The organism is Sphingomonas canadensis (genome assembly GCF_026013525.1).
Classification (GTDB): Bacteria; Pseudomonadota; Alphaproteobacteria; order Sphingomonadales; family Sphingomonadaceae; genus Sphingomonas; species Sphingomonas canadensis.
Window position 1 is genome coordinate 1 of record NZ_JAPDRA010000001.1, and the last position, 20039, is coordinate 20039.

Consider the following 20039-nt stretch of genomic DNA (forward strand, 5'->3'; position numbering starts at 1 on the left):
GCGCACTTGCATGCCTCGCCAACGCGCATTCGATCCGATCAAATACAAGCTGCGAAACCAAATCGAGCGGACCATCGGCAAGCTCAAACAACTCCGGCGCATCGCAACCCGATACGACCGCATCCCCCAAAACTACCTCGCCAGCCTATGCTTGGCCGCCCTCAGCTTCTGGTGCTGAATGTCGATTCAACCTAGACCTGGGGCGTGCCGTCCACGCGGCGGGGGATGCCCGCGCCCGCGTCGGTCAGCTCGCCCGGCAGCAGCGCGGCGGGCAGGTCCTGATAGCTCACCGGCCGCAGGAAACGGTCGATCGCGAGCGTGCCTACCGAGGTGCTGCGCCCGTCCGCCGTGGAGGGGAAGGGGCCGCCATGGACCATCGCGTCGGTCACCTCCACGCCGGTCGGCCAGCCGTTGGCGATGATACGGCCCACCTTGCGCTCCAGCACCGGCACCAGCCGCGCGGCGAGCGGATAATCGCCCTCGTCGAGGTGCATCGTGGCGGTGAGCTGGCCTTCGAGCTGCGGGATCACCGCCAGCATCTCCTCCACATCGGCGCAGCGGATCACCAGGCTGGCGGCGCCGAACACCTCTTCGCTGTGGTGCGCGGGATCGGCGATGAAGTCCTTCGCCGCGATGCTGAACAGCGCCGCCTGGCCGCAGGTGGGGCCGCCCGGCTCCTGGCCCTGGGCAAGCTGGCTGAGCGCGGGCGAAGAGGCCATGCGCGCCACGCCGCTTTCATAGGCGCGGTGGATGCCGGGGGTCAGCATCGTCTGCGCGGGCGCCACGCCCAGCGCGTCTGCCGCGGTGGTGAGGAAGCGATCGAGCGCGGGGCCGTCGATGCCCAGCACCAGCCCGGGATTGGTGCAGAATTGTCCCGCACCCATCGTCAGCGATCCGACGAAGGCGGGGCCGAGCGCCTCGGCGCGTGCCTCCAGCGCCTCCGGCAGCAGGAACACGGGGTTGATGCTGCTCATCTCGGCATAGACCGGGATCGGCACCGGGCGATTGGCGGCGAGCTGCATGAGCTGGGTGCCGCCCGCGCGCGACCCGGTGAAGCCCACCGCCTTGACGCGCGGATCGGTGACCAGCGCCTGGCCCACCGAATTGCCGGGGCCGTTGATCAGGCTGAACACGCCCGCGGGCATGCCGGTCTTCTCCGCCGCGCGCGTAACGGCGCCGGCCACCAACTCGGCGGTGCCCGGATGCGCCGAATGGCCCTTCACGATCACCGGACAGCCCGCCGCCAGCGCCGAGGCGGTGTCACCGCCCGCGGTGGAGAAGGCGAGCGGGAAGTTGGACGCGCCGAACACCACCACCGGGCCGACGGGCACCATGCGCAGGCGCAGGTCGGGCTTGCGCGGCGCGCGCTCCTCATTGGCGTGATCGACGCGCGCGCGCAGATATTCGCCGAGCCGCAGCTCCTTCGCGAACAGGCGGAGCTGGCCCGCGGTGCGCCCGCGCTCGCCCAGCAGCCGGGCCTGGGGCAGTCCGGTCTCGGCCATGGCGCGCTCGATCAGCGCATCGCCCAGCGCCTCGATCTCGTCGGCGGCGGCTTCGAGGAACTTCGCGCGATCCTCACGCGGGAGGTTCGAATAGGCCGGGAAGACGGCCTCGGCCGCGGCGCAGGCTGCCTCGACATCCTCCAGCGTCGCGATGCTGAACGCGGGCTCGATCTCCTGGCCCGTGGCGGGAGAGACCGCGCGGAAGCCGCCTTCGCCCCGCGCCACGCGCTTCGATGCAATGAAGAGTTCGCCAGTCAGCGCCATGGGTCGATCCTCCCGGTCATCATCAAAAAGTTAGCGGTAACATTGATGCCTTGGCGCGCATTTAGGGGCGCGGGCATCCAGCTTCAAGCGCCGAATGGCGATTGCGGTCAGGAACGGGCACCCCGCCGTGCGCGCTGCTCCGCGCGCGCCTCCATCGTATCGGTCAGCCCGCGGTCCACCAGCCGGGCCATCGCGTCGTGCGCGCCCTGGGCATCGCTCGCGGCGATCGCCTCGAACACGGCGACATGCTCGGGCAGCGCATCGCGCGGGGAGGGCAGGCGATGCTGCTTGAATTCGGTGGTGAGCGAAATCGCGGTGGAGACCCCGGTGGTGAGCGAGATCACGAAATCATTCCCGCTCGCCTCCAGCAGCGCGGCGTGAAACTCCTGGTCGGCGTGGCGCCCCTCCTCCGTGCCGAAGCCGTGGCGCTCCACCCCGGCGATCCCGGCCGCCATGCGCGCGAGCTGCTCCGGCGTGCGCCGCATCGCCGCCAGCCGCGCGGCATCGGGCTCCACGATCCGGCGCAGCTCGAACAGTTGCTCGATCAGGTCCGGGTCCGGCTCGTTGGCGAACATCCAGTTGAGCACGTCCGGATCGAGCAGGTGCCAGCCGCTGCGCGGGCTGACCTGCGTGCCGATCTTGGGGCGCGAATGCACCAGCCCCTTGGCCGCGAGGATGCGGATCGCCTCGCGATAGGCGGTGCGGGAGACGTCGAACTTCTCGCTCGCCGCGATCTCGCCTTCCAGCAGGTCGCCCGGTGCGAACTCGCCGGAGACGATGCGCACGCCCAGCGTCCGCGCCACCGCGCCGTGGAGCCGCAGCGACTTGGGCCGCGGCTGGCGCTTGGCGCGCGCGATAGGCCCGGTGCCGGCCGGCTTGCGGATGCGGGTCTGGCGGGGCGTGGCGGTGGTTGCTGCGGGATCGGAAGCCTGGCCCTTGATCATGGCATAACTCCTAGAAATTCCGGAAGCACATGCCAAGCGCAACGAATGCGGATGCGTCCGGCCGCTATCCCCCGGCCCCGCGCGTGCGCATCCGCGCGAAATGTCCGCCGGAAAGCAGCCGATCGCGCTGGCTGGCGGTGGCGATGGCGGCGCGCGCGGCCAGCACGGTCTCCCCGCCGCCGGGGTCGCGCAGCACCACCGAGAGCGCCGCATCGCCCCGGCCGAGCGATTCGAGGCCCAGCACGTCCACCCGCGTCTCCGGCGTGAGCGCGCCCGCGGGCAGCGCCTCCTCCAGCGCCACCGGGACCACGCCCATCGCGATCAGATTGTCGCGATGGATCCGCTCGAAGCTCCGCGCGATCACCGCGCGCACGCCGAGCAGCGCCGTGCCCTTCGCCGCCCAGTCGCGCGCGGAACCGGTGCCATAGGCATCGCCCGCGAAGATCACGAGCGGAACCCCCTGCTCCGCCCAGGCGGCGGCGGCATCGAATACGGAGAGGATCGCGCCGCCGGGCGCCACCGCCCGGTTGCCGCGCCCACCCGCCAGCGCATTGTCCAGCCGGGCATTGTCGAAGGTGCCGCGCCACATAACCTCATGGTTCGCGCGGCGATCGCCATAGCTGCCCAGCCGCGCGGGCGCCTCGCCCAGCGCGATCAGGTGGCGCCCGGCGGGGCTGTCCGCGGCGATGCGGCCGATCGGCGAGATATGATCGGTGGTCACCGCATCGCCGAGCGCGAGCAGCACGCGGGCATCGCGCAGCCCCTCCCCCGGACGCGCGGGCGCCATCGCGAAGAAGGGCGGGCGGCGGATGAAGCTGGAGGCCGGATCCCAGGGGAAACGCAGCCCCGGCGGGCTTTCCAGCGCGTCCCAGGCGGCATCCGCAGCCTTGCCCGCGGCGCCCATGCCAGCCTTTTCCAGCAGCGCCGCGATCTCGGCATCCCCGGGCCAGATATCGGCGAGCATCACCGCCGCCCCGTCGCGATCGAAGCCGACCGGATCGCGGCCCAGATCGATCCGCAGGTTCCCCGCCAGCGCGCCCGCCACCACCATCGGCGGCGATGCGAGATAGTTGGCGCGCACCGCGGGATGGATGCGATTCTCGAAATTGCGGTTGCCCGAGAGGATCGCGGTGAGCAGCCCCACGCCCTCCAGCCCCGGCTTCAACTCGCCCGAATTGCCGACGCAGGTGGTGCAGCCGAAGCCGACCAGATGGAAGCCCAGCCGGTCCAGCCCGGGCTGGAGCCCCGCCTCGTCGAGCAGCCGGGCGATCCGCCGCGATCCGGGGGCGAGCGAGGTCTTGACCCAGGGCGGCACCGCCAGCCCGCGCGCCACCGCGTTGCGCGCGAGCAGGCCGGCGGCGATCATCAGCCCGGGATTGGCGGTGTTGGTGCAACTGGTGATCGCGGCGATCGCCACCGCGCCGTCGCACGCACGGGCGCGATCGAGCGGGGCCGGCTGCCCCTCCCCCGCGCCCTCGACGCTGGCGGGCACTTCGGAAAGGCGGCGGACCTGCTGCGGGCGGCTGGGGCCGGCCATCACGGGTTCCAGCGCGTCCAGCGCGATTGCGATCACGCGGCTGTAGCGGCGCGGCGGCCCGGCATCGCGCCACAGCCCGGCCGCATGCGCATAGCCGCGGTAGCGCGCGATCGCATCCGCCCCCCGCCCCATCGCGGCGAGATAGGCGAGCGTCGCATCGTCCACCGGGAACAGCGCGGCGGTGGCGCCATATTCGGGGCACATGTTGGCGATCGCCGCACGATCGGGCAGCGTCAGCGCGTCGAGCGCGTCGCCTTCGAACTCGACGATATGATCCACCACCCCCGCCGCGCGCAGCCGGGCGGCGATGTGCAGCGCGATATCGGTGGCGGTGAGCCCGGCCGGCCGCGCGCCGGTCAGCCGCACCCCGGTGACGCACGGCAGCGGGCAGGACAGCGGCTCGCCCAGCGCGGCCATCTCCGCCTCCAGCCCGCCGACGCCCCAGCCCAGGATGCCGAGCGCGTTGACCATGGTGGTGTGGCTGTCCGTGCCGATCACCGTTTCCGCGCCGGTCCAGCCCGGATGGCCGGGCACGGGCACGGCGATTTCGGACAGCTCCTCCAGGTTGATCTGGTGGCAGATGCCGTTGCCGGGCGGCACCACGCGCAGCCGGGGGAAGGCGCGCTCCGCCCATTTGAAGAAGGCATAGCGTTCGCCGTTGCGGGCATATTCCAGCGCCAGATTGGCCTCCAGCGCCTCCGGCGTGCCGCTGTGATCGACGCGCACCGAATGATCGATGACAAGATCGACGGGGAGCAGCGCGTCCACCGCCTCCGGCGCGCCGCCGGCATCGGCATGATGATCGCGCAGCGCCGCGAGATCGGCGAGCACGGCCACACCCGCGGTATCCTGAAGCAGGATGCGCGAGGGTCGGAAGGGGATTTCCGCGCTGCTCGCGCCCTTTGCCAGCCAATCCTCGAACAGCGCGGCGAAGGGCGCGGGATCGCCCTCATGCGCCAGGATGTTCTCCAGCAGGATCGCCAGCGCGCGCGGCAGCGGCGCCAGCCGCTCGCGCGCCGCATCGCCGAGCCGCGACCAGGGCGTCTCCACCGCGCGTCAGCCGCGCCGGGCGCGCAGCGCGGCCAGGCTGCCGCCCGACTTCACCTTGCCCGGCAGCGGATGGCCGACGATCTCCTCGGCCAGGATCGCGCATTCGATCAGCCGCTCCAGGTCCACGCCCGTCTCGATCCCCATCTCGGCGCACAGCAGCACGAAATCCTCGGTGCAGATGTTGCCCGCCGCGCCGGCATGCGCGGCGAAGGGGCAGCCGCCCAGCCCCGCCACCGCCGCATCGAAATGCGCAACGCCCATCTCCAGCCCGGCGAAGGCGTTGGCGATGCCCATGCCCCGCGTATCGTGGAGGTGGAGCGAGAGCGCGACATCGGGGTTGGCGTCCTGAACCGCGCCAACCACGCGGCGGATGCGATCGGGCGTCGCCCAGGCCATGGTGTCGCCCAGCCCGATCAGGCTCAGTTCCTCGCCCCCGGCCCGCGCGATCGCGCGCATCTCGCCCACCAGCCGCACGACGCGCTCAACCGGCACGTCGCCTTCGAAATTGCAGCCGAAGGCGGCGGTGACGAAGCCGGTGCGCACCGGGATGCCATGCGCCTGATACATGGCGATCAGTTCGGGCTGGGCGGCAAGCTGCTGATCGGGGGTGCGGTTCTGGTTGCGCTTCAGGAAGGCGTCGGAGGCATAGAGCGTCAGCTTGCCCTCTAGGTCCAGCCGCCCGGTGGCGATCGCGCGCTCCAGCCCGCGCTGGTTGAGCCACAGGCCCGAATAATGGACGCCTGCGCGCGGCGTGATGCCCGCCACCACCGCCTCCGCATCGGCCATGCCCGGCACCTTCTGCGGATGGACGAACGAGGTCACCTGGATATGGCCGAGCCCGGTATCGGCCAGCGCATCGACCAGCCGGATCTTCTGCGCGGTAGGGATCGGTGCCTTTTCGATCTGAAAGCCCTCGCGCGGGCCTTCTTCCTTGATATGGACACGCTTCGGCAACATGCTCATGGTGCGGCCTTTCGGGCGATATGCAGGCGCGATCCGGCCGAAAGCACCGTTGACAGAATGAAACATCGTTCTACTTCGTGGAACGAAACGGACCGGAACAGGGGCGGAAGAGAAGCATGACGAGCAAGGGCGGTGTCGCGGCGGTCGATCGCGCGTTCGACATCCTGCACGCATTCCATCGCGACAAGCCGGTGCTGACGCTGGCCGAGATCTCGCGCAGCACGGGGCTGTACAAGAGCACGATCCTGCGGCTGATGGGATCGCTGGAGAAATACGGCTTCATCTGGCAGCGCGCGGACGGCAGCTACCAGCTCGGCCCCGGGCTGCTGGGGCTGGCGAGCATCTTCCAGGACAGTTTCGACCTGCGCGAGTTCGTGGAGCCGACGCTGGAGGAACTGGTGAGCGCGACCAACGAGGGCGCGACCTTCTTCATCCGCGACGGCGATCAGCAGATCTGCCTGTTCCGCATCGACGGGCGGCACACGATCCGCGACTACAACATCCGCCTGGGCGACCGGCAGCCGCTGAACAACGGCGCCGCCTCCACAATCTTCCGCCGGTTCGAGGCCGATCCGGCCGCACCGCTGGAACCCGCCACCTTCGTGACCGAGAGCTTCGGCAGCGTGGAGCCGGAGATGGCCGCGCTGGCGGCGCCGATCTTCCGCAACAACCATGCGCTGATCGGCGTGATCACGCTTTCCGGCCCGATCGTGCGCTTCACGGCCGACTATGTCGCGAAGATCCGTCCGCTGCTGATGGACGCCAGCGTGCGCCTGTCGATCCGGCTGGGCGACCGGCCCGGCCATTTCGCGGCGCTGACGGCGGGCTGATCCCGGCCGCCGCGCTTCGGCCGCGCGGGGCATCAGATCACGCCCCCCGCCTCCAGATCGGCCAGCTCCGCCGCGTCGACGCCCAGCGCGCCATAGATGGCGGCATTGTCCGCCCCCAGCACGGGCGGGGCGCAGCGCGCGCCGGGCTGGCCATCGTCGAGGCGATAGCCCGCGCGCACCACGCGGACGCTGTCCAGCCCCGCCTCGCCCAGCGGCAGTTCCTGCACCAGCCCGCGCGCGGCGAGCTGGGGGTGGGCGAGTACCTGCGGCACGCTGAGGATGCGCCCCGCGGGGATGCCGGCGGCATTGAGCAGCGCTTCCCATTCCTCCGCCGGGCGCGCGGCGAGCGCTTCCTCCAGGATCGCGTTCAGCGCCTCGCGGTTCGCCTTGCGCGCCTCGCGGCGGGCGAAGCGCGGATCGGCCTTCAGATCGGGGCGGCCGGCGATATCGCACAGCGCCTCGAACTGTTCCTGCTTGTTGGCGGCGATGTTGAGCGGGCCATCGGCGGTGCGGAAGGCTCCGGAGGGCGCGGCGGTGGCGTTCTGATTGCCGATCGGCTGCGCCTCGACGCCCGCGATCAGATAGTTGGACACCGCCCAGCCCATCGCCGAGACGGTGGAATCGAGCATCGACAGATCGATCCACGCGCCCTTGCCGGTCCGTTCGCGGCGGAACAGCGCGCTGGCGATCGCGAAGGCCGCGCCCATGCCGCCCAGCGTATCGCACAGGGGATAGCCCACCCGCAGCGGCGCCGATCGCGCGTCGCCGGTGACGCTCATCACGCCCGAATAGCCCTGGACGATCTGGTCATAGGCCGGGTTGGCGCTGAGCGGCCCGTTCTGGCCGAAGCCCGAGATCGCGCAATAGACCATCGCCGGGTTGATCGCGCGCACGCGATCCCAGCCGAAGCCCAGCCGCTCCATCACGCGCGGCCGGTAATTCTCCACCAGCACGTCGGCGCTCTCGATCAGCCGGGCGAACAGCGCCTTGCCGCGTTCGCTCTTGAGATCGAGCGTAACCGATTTCTTGCCCGCGTTCTGGGCGAGGAACGAGGTGCCCATCAGCGCGGCGTTGAGCTCCGGCGCCGCGCCCAGGCTGCGCGCCAGATCGCCGCCCCTGGGGTTTTCGACCTTGATCACCTCGGCCCCCAGCATCGCCATCTGATAGGTGGCGTAGGGGCCGGACAGCACGTTCGTCAGATCAAGGACGCGGACGCCCTCCAGCAGATCGGCATAGGCCCCGGCGGGGGCCGGAGCCGCCGCGTCCGCGCTCGCTTCCCCGGCCATGCTCAGATTTCCGCGGTCTCGACATCGTAGCGGTAGAGCCAGTCGTAGCGCTCCGTGATCGGATCGCGGCTCCACTCGCTCTCCATATAGCGGATCGCGCCTTCCTCGGTGGCGAGCGCGGCCTCATGGAAGCGGCCGGTGTTGTCCTTGGCGCCGCGGACCATCTTGCTGGTCCGCTCGACGCGCGCGCCCTCATAGGCGCGCAGCGCCTCCTGCACGTCGTCGTATTTGTCGATGCAGCGGCCCAGCACCACGCCGTCCTCGATCGACATCACCGCGCCCTGCGCCAGGAACGGCAGCGTGGCATGGCAGGCGTCGCCGAGCAGCGTCGCGCGGCCCGTGGTCCATTGCTGGCGCGGCGTGCGTTCCATGAACGCCCATTTCATCACGGTGGGCGCGGCGTGGATCAGGGTCTGGACGTCCTCGTGCCAGCCCTTGAAATCATTGGCGCATTCCTCGATCGAGCCCTGCGCGTACCAGGATTCGACCTGCCAGTCGTCGCGCTCGATCGTGCCGATCATGTTCATGAGCTGGCCGCCGCGCAGCGGATAATTGACCATGTGCCCGCCCGGGCCGATCCAGGTCCAGCCGACCATCTGGCGCATATGTTCGGGCAGCCGCTCCATCGGGATCACCGCGCGCCAGGCGATCATGCCGGTGAAGTTCGCCTCGTCATCGCCGAACAGCGCCTTGCGCACCGTGGACTTCACGCCATCGGCACCCACCAGCACGTCGCCCGTGACGCGGCGCCCGCCGCCGAGCACCAGCGTGGCGGAATCGTCCGTCAGCTCGACATCCTCGACATGCGCGCCGAGATGCACCGCGTCCGGCTTCAGCGCGCGCACCGCATCGGCGAGCGTTCCCAGCAGGTCCGGGCGATAGACGGTGAGATAGGGATAGCCGTATTTCTCCACGGCCATCTTGCCCAGATCGAACATCTGCCACGAACGGCCGGTGCTCCACAGGCGGAATTCCTTGCGCCGCGGCTCGCACGATGCCTGGCGCAGCGCGTCGAACACGCCCAGCGCGTCCAGCGCGCGCGAACCGTTGGGGCTGATCTGAACCCCCGCGCCGACCTCGCCCAGCTCGGGCGCCTGTTCATATACCTCGACGTCATAGCCACGGCGCAGCAGCGACAGGGCGGCCGCCATGCCGCCGATGCCGCCGCCGGCGATCAGGATCTTGGGCGACTTGCTCACGCTCGGCTCCAGTTCGAATGAGGAAGGGGGAGTTTCGGGAAGATCATGCGGGCTCGCTCCGCAGCCAGCCGAGCTTGCGCATCACCGGTTCGTCGGACACGCGCAGCAGCACCGCGCCCTCGCCGCTGAAGAAGCGGTGCGGGCGCCAGGCGGGAACGGCGATGGTGTCGCCGAACGCCCAGTCGAGCGTGGCGCCGTCGATCTCCGCCGTGCCGCTGCCCCGCACGACCGCGAACACGGCGTTGGCGGTGGTGCGCACCGGCGCGGTCGCCTGGCCGGCGCCGATCCGGATCATGTGCAGCGCGATCGTGTCCAGCTCCGCCGGGCCGAGCGCGACGCTGGCCGAACCGCCCGCATCCGCGGCGGCATCCAGCTTCGCGGCCGTATCCTCCCAGCGGAAGGCGATCGGCGCGGCGTCGCACCAGCGCGGATCGGGCTCCACCCCGTCCGGGTGCGGTTCGTAGAACATCGGCTCCAGCAGATGCACCAGCGGCACATCGAGGAAGTCCATCCAATAGCATTCGGCGTCGCCATGGTTGGCGTGCGAATGCCAGGCCCAGCTCGGCGTCAGCAGCACGTCGCCGGGGCGCATCTCCACCTCCTGCCCGTCGACCACGGTAGAGGTGCCGCGCCCTTCCAGGATCAGCCGCAACGCATTGGGCGTGTGGCGATGCGCGCGCGCGGTCTCGCCCGGCTTGATCATCTGATAGGCGGCGACGATCGTCCGCACGGTCGAGTAGATATTGCCCTCGACCGGGTTGAACATCGTCAGGTTGCGGCGTTCGGCCTGGGTGGTGTCGATCAGCTCGCCCGCGCGATCGAGGATCGGCTTGACCTCGGCATAGCGCCAGCGATGCGGCAGGAAGTTGCGCCGCGGCGCCGGCCACAGGGCGGGGAAGCGGCGGTGCCACCCCCCTTCCATGTTGAGGCCCGCGAAATCGCGGTACAGCGCCTCAAGGCCGGATTCGCGGGCGCCCGCCATCTCAGTGCTGCTTCACGATCTGGGGCACGTAGGATTCGGCGAACACCTCCGTCATGCCCAGTTCGCCCTGCACCACATCGACGTTCATCTCGCCGACGTGATCGATCACGATGCGGATGCGATCGCCGTCCACCACCGGCCCCACGCCCTCCGGCGTGCCGGTGGCGATGATGTCGCCCGGATAGAGCGTCATCACCGCCGAAGCGGTGGCGACCATGCCGGGGATGTCGAGCACCAGATCGCGGGTGTTGGCCGATTGGCGCAGGTCGCCGTTGACCCACAGCTTCATGTCGAGCTGGGCGGGATCGGGAACCGCGTCCGCGGTGACGATCCAGGGCCCGACCGGGCAGAAGCTGTCATAGGCCTTGCGGAACACGCGCTCCTCGCGCCCGCGCACCACCATGTCGAGCAGGCAGGCATAGCCGAACACCACGTCGCGCCAGTCGTCGCGCGAAACCCCGCGGCATTCCTTGCCGATGATGATCGCCAGCTCGCTTTCGTGATGCACCTCGCGGCCCGGCACCGCGGGCAGCACCACCGGATCGGCGGGGCCGGAAAGCGACGAATTCGGCTTCAGGAAGAAGCCCTGGTTGGTGGCGCGATACTGGGCCTGCATCTCGCGGCCGTGCGCGTGATAATTGACCGGATAGGCGATCACCTTGTTCGGCCAGGGCACCGGCGTTTCCAGCCGCACCTGATCCAGCGGCGTCAGCGGCAGGGCGGGCAGCGCCGCCTCTATCCGCCCACGCAGATCCGGAAAGTCGCGGATCAGCCGCACCATGCCCATCGCGGGCCATTCCTGCGGATCGCAGCCGCACAGCGCGGTGATGTCGGCGATGCCGCCGTCCGTCACCACCCCCAGCCTTCCGCCATCAAATCGAGCGAGTCGCATGCCACACCTGAAGTTCTGTAGAACAGAATAATGTTCTATTTAATGGATTGCGGCCGGAAATCAATGGCCGATGCGCGCAATCCGAATGCTTTCTGCCGGGCGGACGGCCGCGGAATCCGGGCGTCGAAAAGGGCGCGCCGGAGCCCGCCGCAGGCCGCCGGACGGCGCCGCGCAAAGAAAAAGGGCAGCCGGCCGCAAAGCCGGCTGCCCATTCGAGGGAGAGGTTAGAACTTGGCGCGGAAGCGCGCGCCATAGGTACGCGGCGGCGCGATATCCTGGCCGTTGTAGTTGTTGATGAACGGATATTGCTGCGTGCCGGTGTACACCGCCTCGTTGCCGATATTGCGCATGAAGAGCTGCACCGAATAACGGTCCTCGGGCGCGCGATAGGTCAGGCTGGCGTTGAACATGGCATAGCCCGGCGCCCGCGCGTTCTCCACGAACTCCGCGCTCAGCCAGCGCGACGAGGCGAACGACATCTCCGGCGAGAAATCGATCGTGCCGCCGTCGGCCAGATCGAAGCTGTGGTTGTAGCTGACGTTGCCCGACCATTTGGGCGTGCGCGGAAGCTGGAAGCCGTTGCAGTTGATCGTCCAGAAGCCGGTCTGCGCCGTGCCGCCGGGGATCGCCGCAACCGGGCAGGCCGTGCGCGGCGAGGGATCGCCGGCGCGATAGTTGCGGTAGGTGAACTCCTTATACTCGCTGTCGGTATATTCGACGGCGAAGCGGAGCTGATCGTTGCTGGTCGGGAAGATCGTCAGATCGACGGTGCCGCCCTTGGCCGTGGCCTTGCCGGCGTTGAACAGCGACGAGACCTGCGCGCCGCCGCGATCGAGCGCGGAGAAATTCTCCTGCCGGTCGCGATAGTCCATGTAGAACAGCTCGGCGTTGAACTGGACGAGCCGGTCGAACAGGCGGTTCTTGGTGCCGATCGTATAGGCGGTCACCTCTTCCGGGCGATAGGGATCGAGATCGGCGTTGGACTGGCCGCCCGACTTGAAGCCGGTGACGACGCTTGCGTACATCAGGCTGCTCGCGCCCGCGTCGAACTCGACGCCCGCCTTGAAGTTGACGCGGTTCGCCTCGTAACGGCCCTTCACATTGGTGCCTCCGGAGGTGAGCAGCTCACAGCTCTGCCCCGGGCCGGTGCCGCCCGCGGTGCAGCCCGAGCTGCCCTTGAACGTATAGCGGTGCGCGTCGACCGTCTTGGTCTCGTTGGTGTAGCGCAGGCCGCCGGTCACGCGGAACGCATCGGTCAGCGAATAGGTCAGCTCGCCGAACGCCGCATAGGAGCGGGTGTTGAGCTTCGCCACGAACGCGGTGTCGGACACGAAGCCCAGGCGGACGGCGTTGAAGCTGTCCTGGTCCTCGTTGAAGAAATAGCCGCCCACGACCCATTTCAGCGCGTCGTTGGCATTGCCCAGGCGCACCTCGACGGTCTGCGCGTCGGAGGTCGAGGGTTCGCCGGTGAAGGCGTTGACCGTGTTGAAATAGAGCGCCGGCATCGCCAGCGAGTCGATGCTCACCCGCTGATAGGCCGGGATCACGGTCAGCGTCGCCGGGCCGAGATCCCAGTCGAGATGGGCGTTGATGCCCCAGCTCTCCATGTTCTGGTACACCTTGCTCGTGTCGAGCGTGTAGATGCCCGGGGGAGCCGTGGTCTTGGCGATCAGCGCGTTGAGCGAGTCGTTGATCGAGGTCCAGCGATCGTCGGGAATGATCGGAACGGGCGTGGTGATGCCCGGCGCGTTCGGCGCGGTCGGCTCGTACACCACCTTGCCGGGGCCGCGGCCGCCGACCTTCTGATAGTTCAGGCCGACGCGCAGCGTCACCGCGTCAACCGGCTGCGTCTTGAACTGCAGGCGGAACGAGTGGTGCTTGTCGTCGTCGGTGCCGTCGCTGATGTAGCCATCGCGCGAAACGCCCTGGAACGATGCGCGCACCGCCGAATTGTCGCCGATCGGAATGTTGATCGCGCCTTCGGCGTTGAACCCGTCATAGTTCTGGAAACCGGCGCTGACATAGCCTTCGAACGTGCCGAGGCGCGGCTGGACCGGGATGATGTTGAGCGCGCCGCCGGTGGCGTTGCGGCCATAGAGCGTGCCCTGCGGACCCTTCAGCACCTCGATGCGCTCGAGGTCGTAGAAGGTGCCCGCCACCCACTGGGTGCGCGCGGCGAAGACGCCGTCATAGCTCTGCGCCACCGCCGAGTTGCTGTAGCCGGTGGTCGAGAAATCGCCCGCGCCGCGGATGTAGATCTGCAGCGCCGTGCCGCCCTGGCTGATCTGAACGCCGGGCGAGAGCCGCGCGATATCGGTCGCCTGCGACACGCCGGCCTTGTCCAGCTTGTCGGCGGAGAGGACGTCGATCGAGATCGCGGTCTTCTGGGCGCTTTCCTGGCGGAACTGCGCGGTGACGACGATTTCGCCGTCGGAATTGTTCGAGTCTTCCGCATCCTGCGCATAGGCCTGGATCGGCATCAGCGCGCCGATCGCGGCTCCGGCGAGGAGGCCGAAGGTACGGAAATGCTTGGTCATACGTATCCCCTCCACTCCCTGAACGGGTTCGGCGCCACCCCCCGGGCAGGCGCCTTTTTTTGATGTTCTATTGAACAGAACGATGTTCTTTTTATCGGATGTTTTGCCTTGTGTCAATCTTGAGGCCTGCGGCCCGGCCTGGGACGGCGGCACTGGACAGGGGATGCGACTCATTTTAGAATAGCGTTCTATTTTTAAGGCTGCGTAAGATAAGCTGGCCGTAGGCGGCGGTTGCGAATCGCGCGATTAGGAGAGTCCGAAATGACGACATTCCCCGAGACCCCCGCCTTCACCGGCTTCAACACGCCCTCGCGCGTCGAGGCGCAGGTCGGGGACCTGAACGTACACGGCACGATCCCGCCGGAGATGAACGGCGCCTTCTATCGCGTGCAGCCCGAGCATCAGTTCCCGCCCAAGCTGGGCGACGACATCGCCTTCAACGGCGACGGCATGATCTCGATGTTCCGTTTCAAGGACGGCAAGGTCGATTTCGTCCAGCGCTGGGCCAAGACCGACAAGTGGAAGCTGGAGAATGCCGCCGGGCGCGCGGTGTTCGGCGCCTATCGCAACCCGCTGACCGACGATGAGGAGGTGAAGGGCAAGATCCGCGGCACCGCCAACACCAACGCCTATATCCACGGCGGCCGGCTCTATGCGCTGAAGGAGGATTCGCCGCCACTGGTGATGGACGCGGTGACGCTGGAAACGCGCGGCTACACCGATTTCGAGGGCCGGATGACGGGCGAGACCTTCACCGCCCACCCCAAGACCGATCCGGTGACCGGCAACCTCTGCGGCTTCGGCTATGCCTCAAAGGGCGTGCTGACCCGCGACATGACCTATTACGAGATCAGCCCCGAGGGCGAGCTGCTCTACGACGTGTGGTTCGAAACGCCCTATTACTGCATGATGCACGACTTCGCGATCACCGCGGATTATGCGCTGTTCTCCGTCATGCCGATGACGAGCAGTTGGGAGCGGCTGGCGGCGGGCAAGCCGCATTTCGGCTTCGACACCAGCCTGCCCACCTATCTGGCCGTCATGCCGCGCAAGCCGGGGACCACGGCCGAGGACATCCGCTGGTTCAAGGGCGGCAACTGCTTCACCGCGCATGTGATGAACGCCTGGCAGGAAGGATCGACGATCCACCTGGACCTGCCCGTGGCCGCCAACAGCATGATGCCGTTCTTCCCCGACATCAACGACAAGCCGTTCGATCCGGTGGCGGGCCAGACCTTCCTGACGCGCTGGACCGTCGACCTGAACCAGAATGAGGAGGAATATCGCTCCACCCGGCTTTCGGACATGATCGGCGAGTTCCCGCGGCTCGACGATCGCTATGCGGGCAGGAAATACCGCTATGGCTGGATGGTCGTGATCGATCCCTCGCAGCCGGTGGAGATGAAGGGCGGCAGCGCCGGCGGCTGGGTGATGAACACGCTGGGCCTGGTCGATCTGGAGACCGGCACGGAGCAGAAATGGTGGTGCGGCCCCGTTTCCAGCATCCAGGAGCCCTGCTTTGTCCCGCGCGCGCCCGATGCGGCGGAAGGCGACGGCTGGATCGTGATGGTGTGCAACCGGCTGGAGGAACGCGGCAGCGACCTGCTGATCTTCGAGGCGACCGAGATCGCCAAGGGGCCGATCGCGACGATCAACATCCCGGTGCGGCTGCGCTTCGGCCTGCACGGCAACTGGGCCGACGCCGACGCGATCCGCCCGCTCGAAGCCGCCTGAAACGCAAAGGGGGAGCGCCGTGGCGCCCCCCCCTTCCCGCGCGATGCGGGCAGCGAAAGGCCCCGGCGCGATCGCCGGGGCCTTTTCCATTCCTCAGATCGGATAATGGCCCGGCTGGGTCTCGATCGTGATCCAGCGCAGCTCGGTGAAGCTGTCGATCCCCGCCCTGCCGCCGAAACGGCCATAGCCGGACGCCTTCACACCGCCGAACGGCATCTGCGCCTCGTCATGCACGGTCGGTCCGTTGACGTGGCAGATACCCGATTTGATCCGGCGCGCGACGCCCAGCCCGCGCGCGGTATCGCGGGTGAAGACCGACGCCGACAGGCCATATTCGGTGTCGTTGGCCAGCTCGATCGCGTGCGCCTCGTCCCGCGCGCGGATCACGCCGACAACGGGGCCGAAGCTTTCGTCGCGGAACAGCTTCATGTCCGGCGTCACCTTGTCGATCACATGCGCGGGCATCAGCACGCCGTCCGCCGGGCCGCCCGTGAGCTGCACCGCGCCCGCGGCGAGCGCGTCGGCGATCAGCGACTGGCAATGCGCCACCGTCTTCAGGTCCACCACCGCGCCCAGCGGGGTGTTGCCCTGGCGCGGATCGCCCACCGCCATCGTCGCCACCTTGTCGCGGAACTTCGCGGCGAAGGCATCGGCCACCGCATCGACCACGATGATCCGTTCGGTCGACATGCAGATCTGGCCCTGGTTCATGAACGCGCCGAACGCCGCGGCCTTCACCGCTTCGTCCAGATCGGCGTCCTCCAGCACGATCAGCGGTGCCTTGCCGCCCAGCTCCAGCAGGCAGGGCTTGAGGTGACCGGCGGCGCGCTGGGCGATGATCCGGCCCACCGCGGTCGATCCGGTGAAGTTGATGCGGCGCACCTCCGGCGCGTCGATCAGCGCGCCCACCACCGCGCCGGCATCCTGCGGCGCGTTGGTCACCACATTCACCACGCCTTCGGGGAAGCCGGCCTCGGCGAACGCCTCGATGATCAGCGCATGGGTGCGCGGGCAGGTCTCGCTCGCCTTCAGGATCACGCTGTTGCCGCACGCCAGCGGCACCGCGATCGCGCGCACGCCCAGGATGATCGGCGCGTTCCACGGCGCGATGCCCAGGATCACGCCCACCGGCTCGCGCACCGCCATCGCGATACAGCCGGGCTTGTCGCTGGGGATCACTTCGCCGCTGATCTGGGTGGTCAGCGCCGCCGCCTCGCGCACCATCCCGGCGGCCAGCATCAGGTTGAACCGCGCCCAGCCCTCGGTCGCGCCGATCTCACCCTTCATCGCGTCGACGAAGGCGTCCGCCCGCGCCTCAAGCGCCGCCGCGGCCTTGGCCAGCACCGCGCGGCGCGCGTTCGGCCCCATCGCCGCCCATGCCGGGAATGCCGCGCCCGCGCGCGCCGCGATCGCGGCCATGTCGCCCGCCTGCATCGCTTCCGCACGGGACGCTACTTCGCCGGTCAGCGGGTTCAGCCGTTCGAAGGTGGCTCCGGGGGCATTGGTGGTCAGGGTTGCCATGGCTCGTCTCCTCATTTTGCTATGCTATATAGCAAAGCTGAATGGTGCTGCAAAGTAGCGCCGGGATCAGCGGGCGTGCGACGACAGCCCGTCGCTGACGAAACCGGCCAGCGTCTCCACCGCCGCGCGCCAATCGACGCCGCTGATGTCCAGCTCCATGATCCCGGCCAGCCGCTCGCCATGCGTCTGGGGGTAGACATAGGCGCCGAGGACCACGTTCATCGCCAGGAAGAAGCGCTGATCGTCCATGTCCGGCAGCGCGCGGCGCATCAGCCCGATCAGGCGGCCGCGAACCGGGGTGACCAGCGGGCGGGTGATCTCGCGCGCCTCCGTCGAGGGATCGGCGAGCGCGCAGCAATAGACGCGGTAGCTCCTGCGGTTCTCGCCCGCGCTGCCGCCGCGGCTGATCGCGGAATCGAAGAAGGCGGTCAGGATGCGCTGCACCGTCAGATCGCCCGAAGCCTCCAGCGCGTCGAAATTGCGCTGCTGGGCGCTGTGGATCGGATCGAAGTGGCGCTGGAACACCTCTTCGAACAGGTGGCGCTTGCTGCTCCAGTTGCGGCTGAGCGAGGCGAGGCTGGTGCCCGCCTGCGCCGCGATCGCGCGGATCGTGCAGCCGTCATAGCCATACGCGATGAACAGGTCGTCGGCGGCGGACAGGAAACGCTCGCGGCTCGACTGGTCCCCGCCCCGCGCCGGCTTCGCCTCATCCATCCGCGGACATCCCTCCATAGCGGCCGTCGAGGAACACGAGCGCGTCGCTCGACGGATGGACGGCGGCGTACTCGACGATGCCGCGAATGACCATGTGGCTTGCGAACGGCTCCGCCTTGTCGAGCGTGCAGACGATCCGTGCGAGCGCCGTGCCCAGCAGCGGGATGCCGCTTTCGTGGGTGACCCAGGTGCCCGCGTCGAACCGGCTGGCAGCCGGCGCGGCGACGAAGGCGCGGCAGGTCTCCGCGTCCTCGCGCGCCAGGATCGACACGCCGAAGCGCCCGCGCGCCATCAGCGGGCCGCACAGCGACGCACCCGCGTTTACCGCCAGCAGTAGCGACGGCGGCTCCATGCTGAGCGACATCACCGCCGTCATCGCGATGCCATAGCGCCCGCCCGCGGCATCGGCGGTGGTGACGAGCGCGACGCCGCTCGCCAGCCGCCGCATCGCGCCGCGGAAATCCTGCACCAGTTCCTCGCCGGCCGCGGCCGGATATGTCGCCATGAATGCCGCCTCCGCCTGCCTCAGCCCGGCAGGATGCCGGACTTCTGCATGAACTCGCGCACCTGGCCCCATTCATAGTCGCGCTGGGCGATCATGTGATCGCCGATGCGCGCGCGCGTCTGGCTGGTGAGGTAGAACATCTCGTACAATTCGATGCGGCTGCCCAGCGCCGATCCGGCGAAATCCCAGGCCATGCGCATGATCCGCGCGCGATCCTCCGCCGCCATACCGTTCGATCCGGGCAGATATTTGCGCAGCAGATCGCCGATCTCCGGATTTTCGAAAAGCGCGAGCGAGGGGGTGCACAGCAGGTTGTGCGATCCGATCGCGCGGACGATCTGGTTCACCCGCGTCATCCAGCCCGGCATCACGCAGCGCAGCACCGAAAGATCGCGATGCGGGAAGAAGGCGCCGCCGCCCCAGTCATGCGCCTGTTCCTCCGCCGCGATGATCGCCGAGCGGGTGAGCGACAGATAGGAGTGGATCTCGCCAAGCTGCACCGCGACGTCGGGCGCGTTCAGGCTGTTGGTCACCTTCGCGATGCTCGAACACAGGTCGTAGGCGAATTCGAGCTTCACCATCGCGCGGATCGCGGTCTGCTGCAGCGTGTTGCCCGGCGACACGCCCTGGTTGAGGATGTTGTAGACGTTCAGGTCGCCGTCGCAGAACAGCCGCTCATAGGGCACCTCGACATCGTCGAAGATCACGAAGCTGTCCTGCTCGTCGAAGCGCGAGGAGAAGGGCGCGTCGGCGACGCTGGCGTTGACGCCGTAATGATCGCGGCAGATCTGGATCACGCCCTTGGTCTTCACGGGAATCGAGAAGATCAGCGCATATTCCTCCGCGCCCGAGGGGATCGGCGCGGAGGAATAGACGTAGATCTCGTCCGCCAGCGGCCCCAGCGTGGCAAGCACCTTGCCGCCGCGCACGACCACGCCGTTCTCGTTCCGGCCGACGACGCGCAGCGTGAGATCGGTGTTCATGCCGGCCAGCGGCGGGGCGGCCTTGTCGATATTGGCGTGGACGATCGTGTGCGTCATCGAAAGATCGCCGTCGATCACCTCGCGGTGGAACTTCGCCAGCCGCTCATAGCCCTCGGGCTTGCCGCGTTCCCAGATGTCGCGGCGCGCGGTGTGGCCGGAAAGGACGACGTTCACATAATCGGGCGTGCGGCCCAGCATGCCGTTCGAATAGCGCGACAGCCGCTCGAGCCCGCGGTGGCGGATCTTCAGGTCCTCCTTGCTCTTGGGGAGCATGAGGCTGACGTTCATCTTCTCGCCGGACTTTTCGGGATCGTCGATCAGGCATTCGTCGGCGTGCGCGATCTGCCAGTCGAAATAGCCGGCCATCCCGTCGACCGACCCGGCGAGCAGCGGATCGCTCGCCACATGAACCTTGCCTTCCCCCAGCCACACGGCGCGCTCGTCATCGAGCCCGGCCTTGTACTGATTGCCGTTGCGAACAGCCATGACATCTTCTCCTAACTGAAAACACGTGTATTCACGGTTGCAGGTTGATGCAAGTCAAAATATAACGATGTTCTATTAGAGAGAACAAAGGGAGGGGCTGCCCTCCCGCG

15 protein-coding genes are annotated in these 20039 nt (G+C 68.4%); 2 read left to right on the top strand and 13 right to left on the bottom strand.

What is annotated here, in order from left to right; genetic code table 11:
* Positions 1–191 precede the first annotated feature (191 nt).
* The 4 genes from OM513_RS00010 to OM513_RS00025 all read right to left on the bottom strand — a co-directional run bounded on the left by OM513_RS00010 (position 192) and on the right by OM513_RS00025 (position 6260).
* The gene (locus tag OM513_RS00010; RefSeq protein WP_264942098.1) at positions 192–1766 is read right to left on the bottom strand and encodes an aldehyde dehydrogenase (NADP(+)); all 1575 of its coding nucleotides are present in this window, start codon (positions 1764–1766) and stop codon (positions 192–194) included.
* 107 nt (positions 1767–1873) lie between these two features.
* Positions 1874–2710, bottom strand: coding sequence for a FadR/GntR family transcriptional regulator (locus OM513_RS00015; RefSeq protein WP_264942099.1), 837 nt, complete (start codon positions 2708–2710; stop codon positions 1874–1876).
* Between the two features lie 64 nt (positions 2711–2774).
* Positions 2775–5297 (bottom strand): aconitate hydratase AcnA, encoded by a 2523-nt coding sequence (gene acnA, locus OM513_RS00020; RefSeq protein ID WP_264942100.1) that lies wholly within the window; start codon positions 5295–5297, stop codon positions 2775–2777.
* A 6-nt stretch (positions 5298–5303) separates the two neighbouring features.
* Positions 5304–6260, bottom strand: coding sequence for a hydroxymethylglutaryl-CoA lyase (locus tag OM513_RS00025; RefSeq protein WP_264942101.1), 957 nt, complete (start codon positions 6258–6260; stop codon positions 5304–5306).
* Between the two features lie 116 nt (positions 6261–6376).
* Between OM513_RS00025 and OM513_RS00030 the strand changes: the two genes are divergently transcribed.
* Positions 6377–7090, top strand: coding sequence for an IclR family transcriptional regulator (locus OM513_RS00030; protein ID WP_264942102.1), 714 nt, complete (start codon positions 6377–6379; stop codon positions 7088–7090).
* 32 nt (positions 7091–7122) lie between these two features.
* Here OM513_RS00030 and OM513_RS00035 read toward each other — a convergent pair whose 3' ends face one another.
* The 5 genes from OM513_RS00035 to OM513_RS00055 all read right to left on the bottom strand — a co-directional run bounded on the left by OM513_RS00035 (position 7123) and on the right by OM513_RS00055 (position 13986).
* Entirely contained in the window at positions 7123–8376 is a 1254-nt protein-coding gene (locus OM513_RS00035; protein ID WP_264942103.1) for a CaiB/BaiF CoA transferase family protein, read from the bottom strand.
* A 2-nt stretch (positions 8377–8378) separates the two neighbouring features.
* The gene (locus OM513_RS00040; protein ID WP_264942104.1) at positions 8379–9575 is read right to left on the bottom strand and encodes an FAD-dependent monooxygenase; all 1197 of its coding nucleotides are present in this window, start codon (positions 9573–9575) and stop codon (positions 8379–8381) included.
* A 43-nt stretch (positions 9576–9618) separates the two neighbouring features.
* Positions 9619–10557 (bottom strand): cupin domain-containing protein, encoded by a 939-nt coding sequence (locus OM513_RS00045; protein ID WP_264942105.1) that lies wholly within the window; start codon positions 10555–10557, stop codon positions 9619–9621.
* A gap of 1 nt (position 10558) precedes the next feature.
* Positions 10559–11449, bottom strand: a complete 891-nt coding sequence (locus OM513_RS00050) for a fumarylacetoacetate hydrolase family protein (protein ID WP_264942106.1) — start codon at positions 11447–11449, stop codon at positions 10559–10561.
* 224 nt (positions 11450–11673) lie between these two features.
* A complete protein-coding gene (locus tag OM513_RS00055; RefSeq protein WP_264942107.1) occupies positions 11674–13986 on the bottom strand; it encodes a TonB-dependent receptor in 2313 nt (770 codons plus the stop codon).
* 261 nt (positions 13987–14247) lie between these two features.
* Between OM513_RS00055 and OM513_RS00060 the strand changes: the two genes are divergently transcribed.
* On the top strand, positions 14248–15720 hold the full coding sequence (locus OM513_RS00060; protein ID WP_264942108.1) for a carotenoid oxygenase family protein: 1473 nt from the start codon (positions 14248–14250) through the stop codon (positions 15718–15720).
* A gap of 93 nt (positions 15721–15813) precedes the next feature.
* Here the strand turns inward: OM513_RS00060 and OM513_RS00065 are convergent, their stop codons facing one another.
* The 4 genes from OM513_RS00065 to OM513_RS00080 all read right to left on the bottom strand — a co-directional run bounded on the left by OM513_RS00065 (position 15814) and on the right by OM513_RS00080 (position 19929).
* Positions 15814–17241, bottom strand: coding sequence for an aldehyde dehydrogenase (locus OM513_RS00065; protein WP_264942109.1), 1428 nt, complete (start codon positions 17239–17241; stop codon positions 15814–15816).
* Positions 17242–17307: 66 nt separating this feature from the next.
* A complete protein-coding gene (locus OM513_RS00070) occupies positions 17308–17955 on the bottom strand; it encodes a TetR/AcrR family transcriptional regulator (protein ID WP_264942110.1) in 648 nt (215 codons plus the stop codon).
* A complete protein-coding gene (locus OM513_RS00075) occupies positions 17948–18460 on the bottom strand; it encodes a flavin reductase family protein (protein ID WP_264942111.1) in 513 nt (170 codons plus the stop codon). The genes OM513_RS00070 and OM513_RS00075 overlap by 8 nt, the downstream gene beginning before the upstream one ends.
* A gap of 20 nt (positions 18461–18480) precedes the next feature.
* Positions 18481–19929: a 4-hydroxyphenylacetate 3-hydroxylase N-terminal domain-containing protein gene (locus OM513_RS00080; protein WP_264942112.1), complete on the bottom strand. Its 1449-nt coding sequence runs from the start codon at positions 19927–19929 to the stop codon at positions 18481–18483.
* Positions 19930–20039 lie beyond the last annotated feature (110 nt).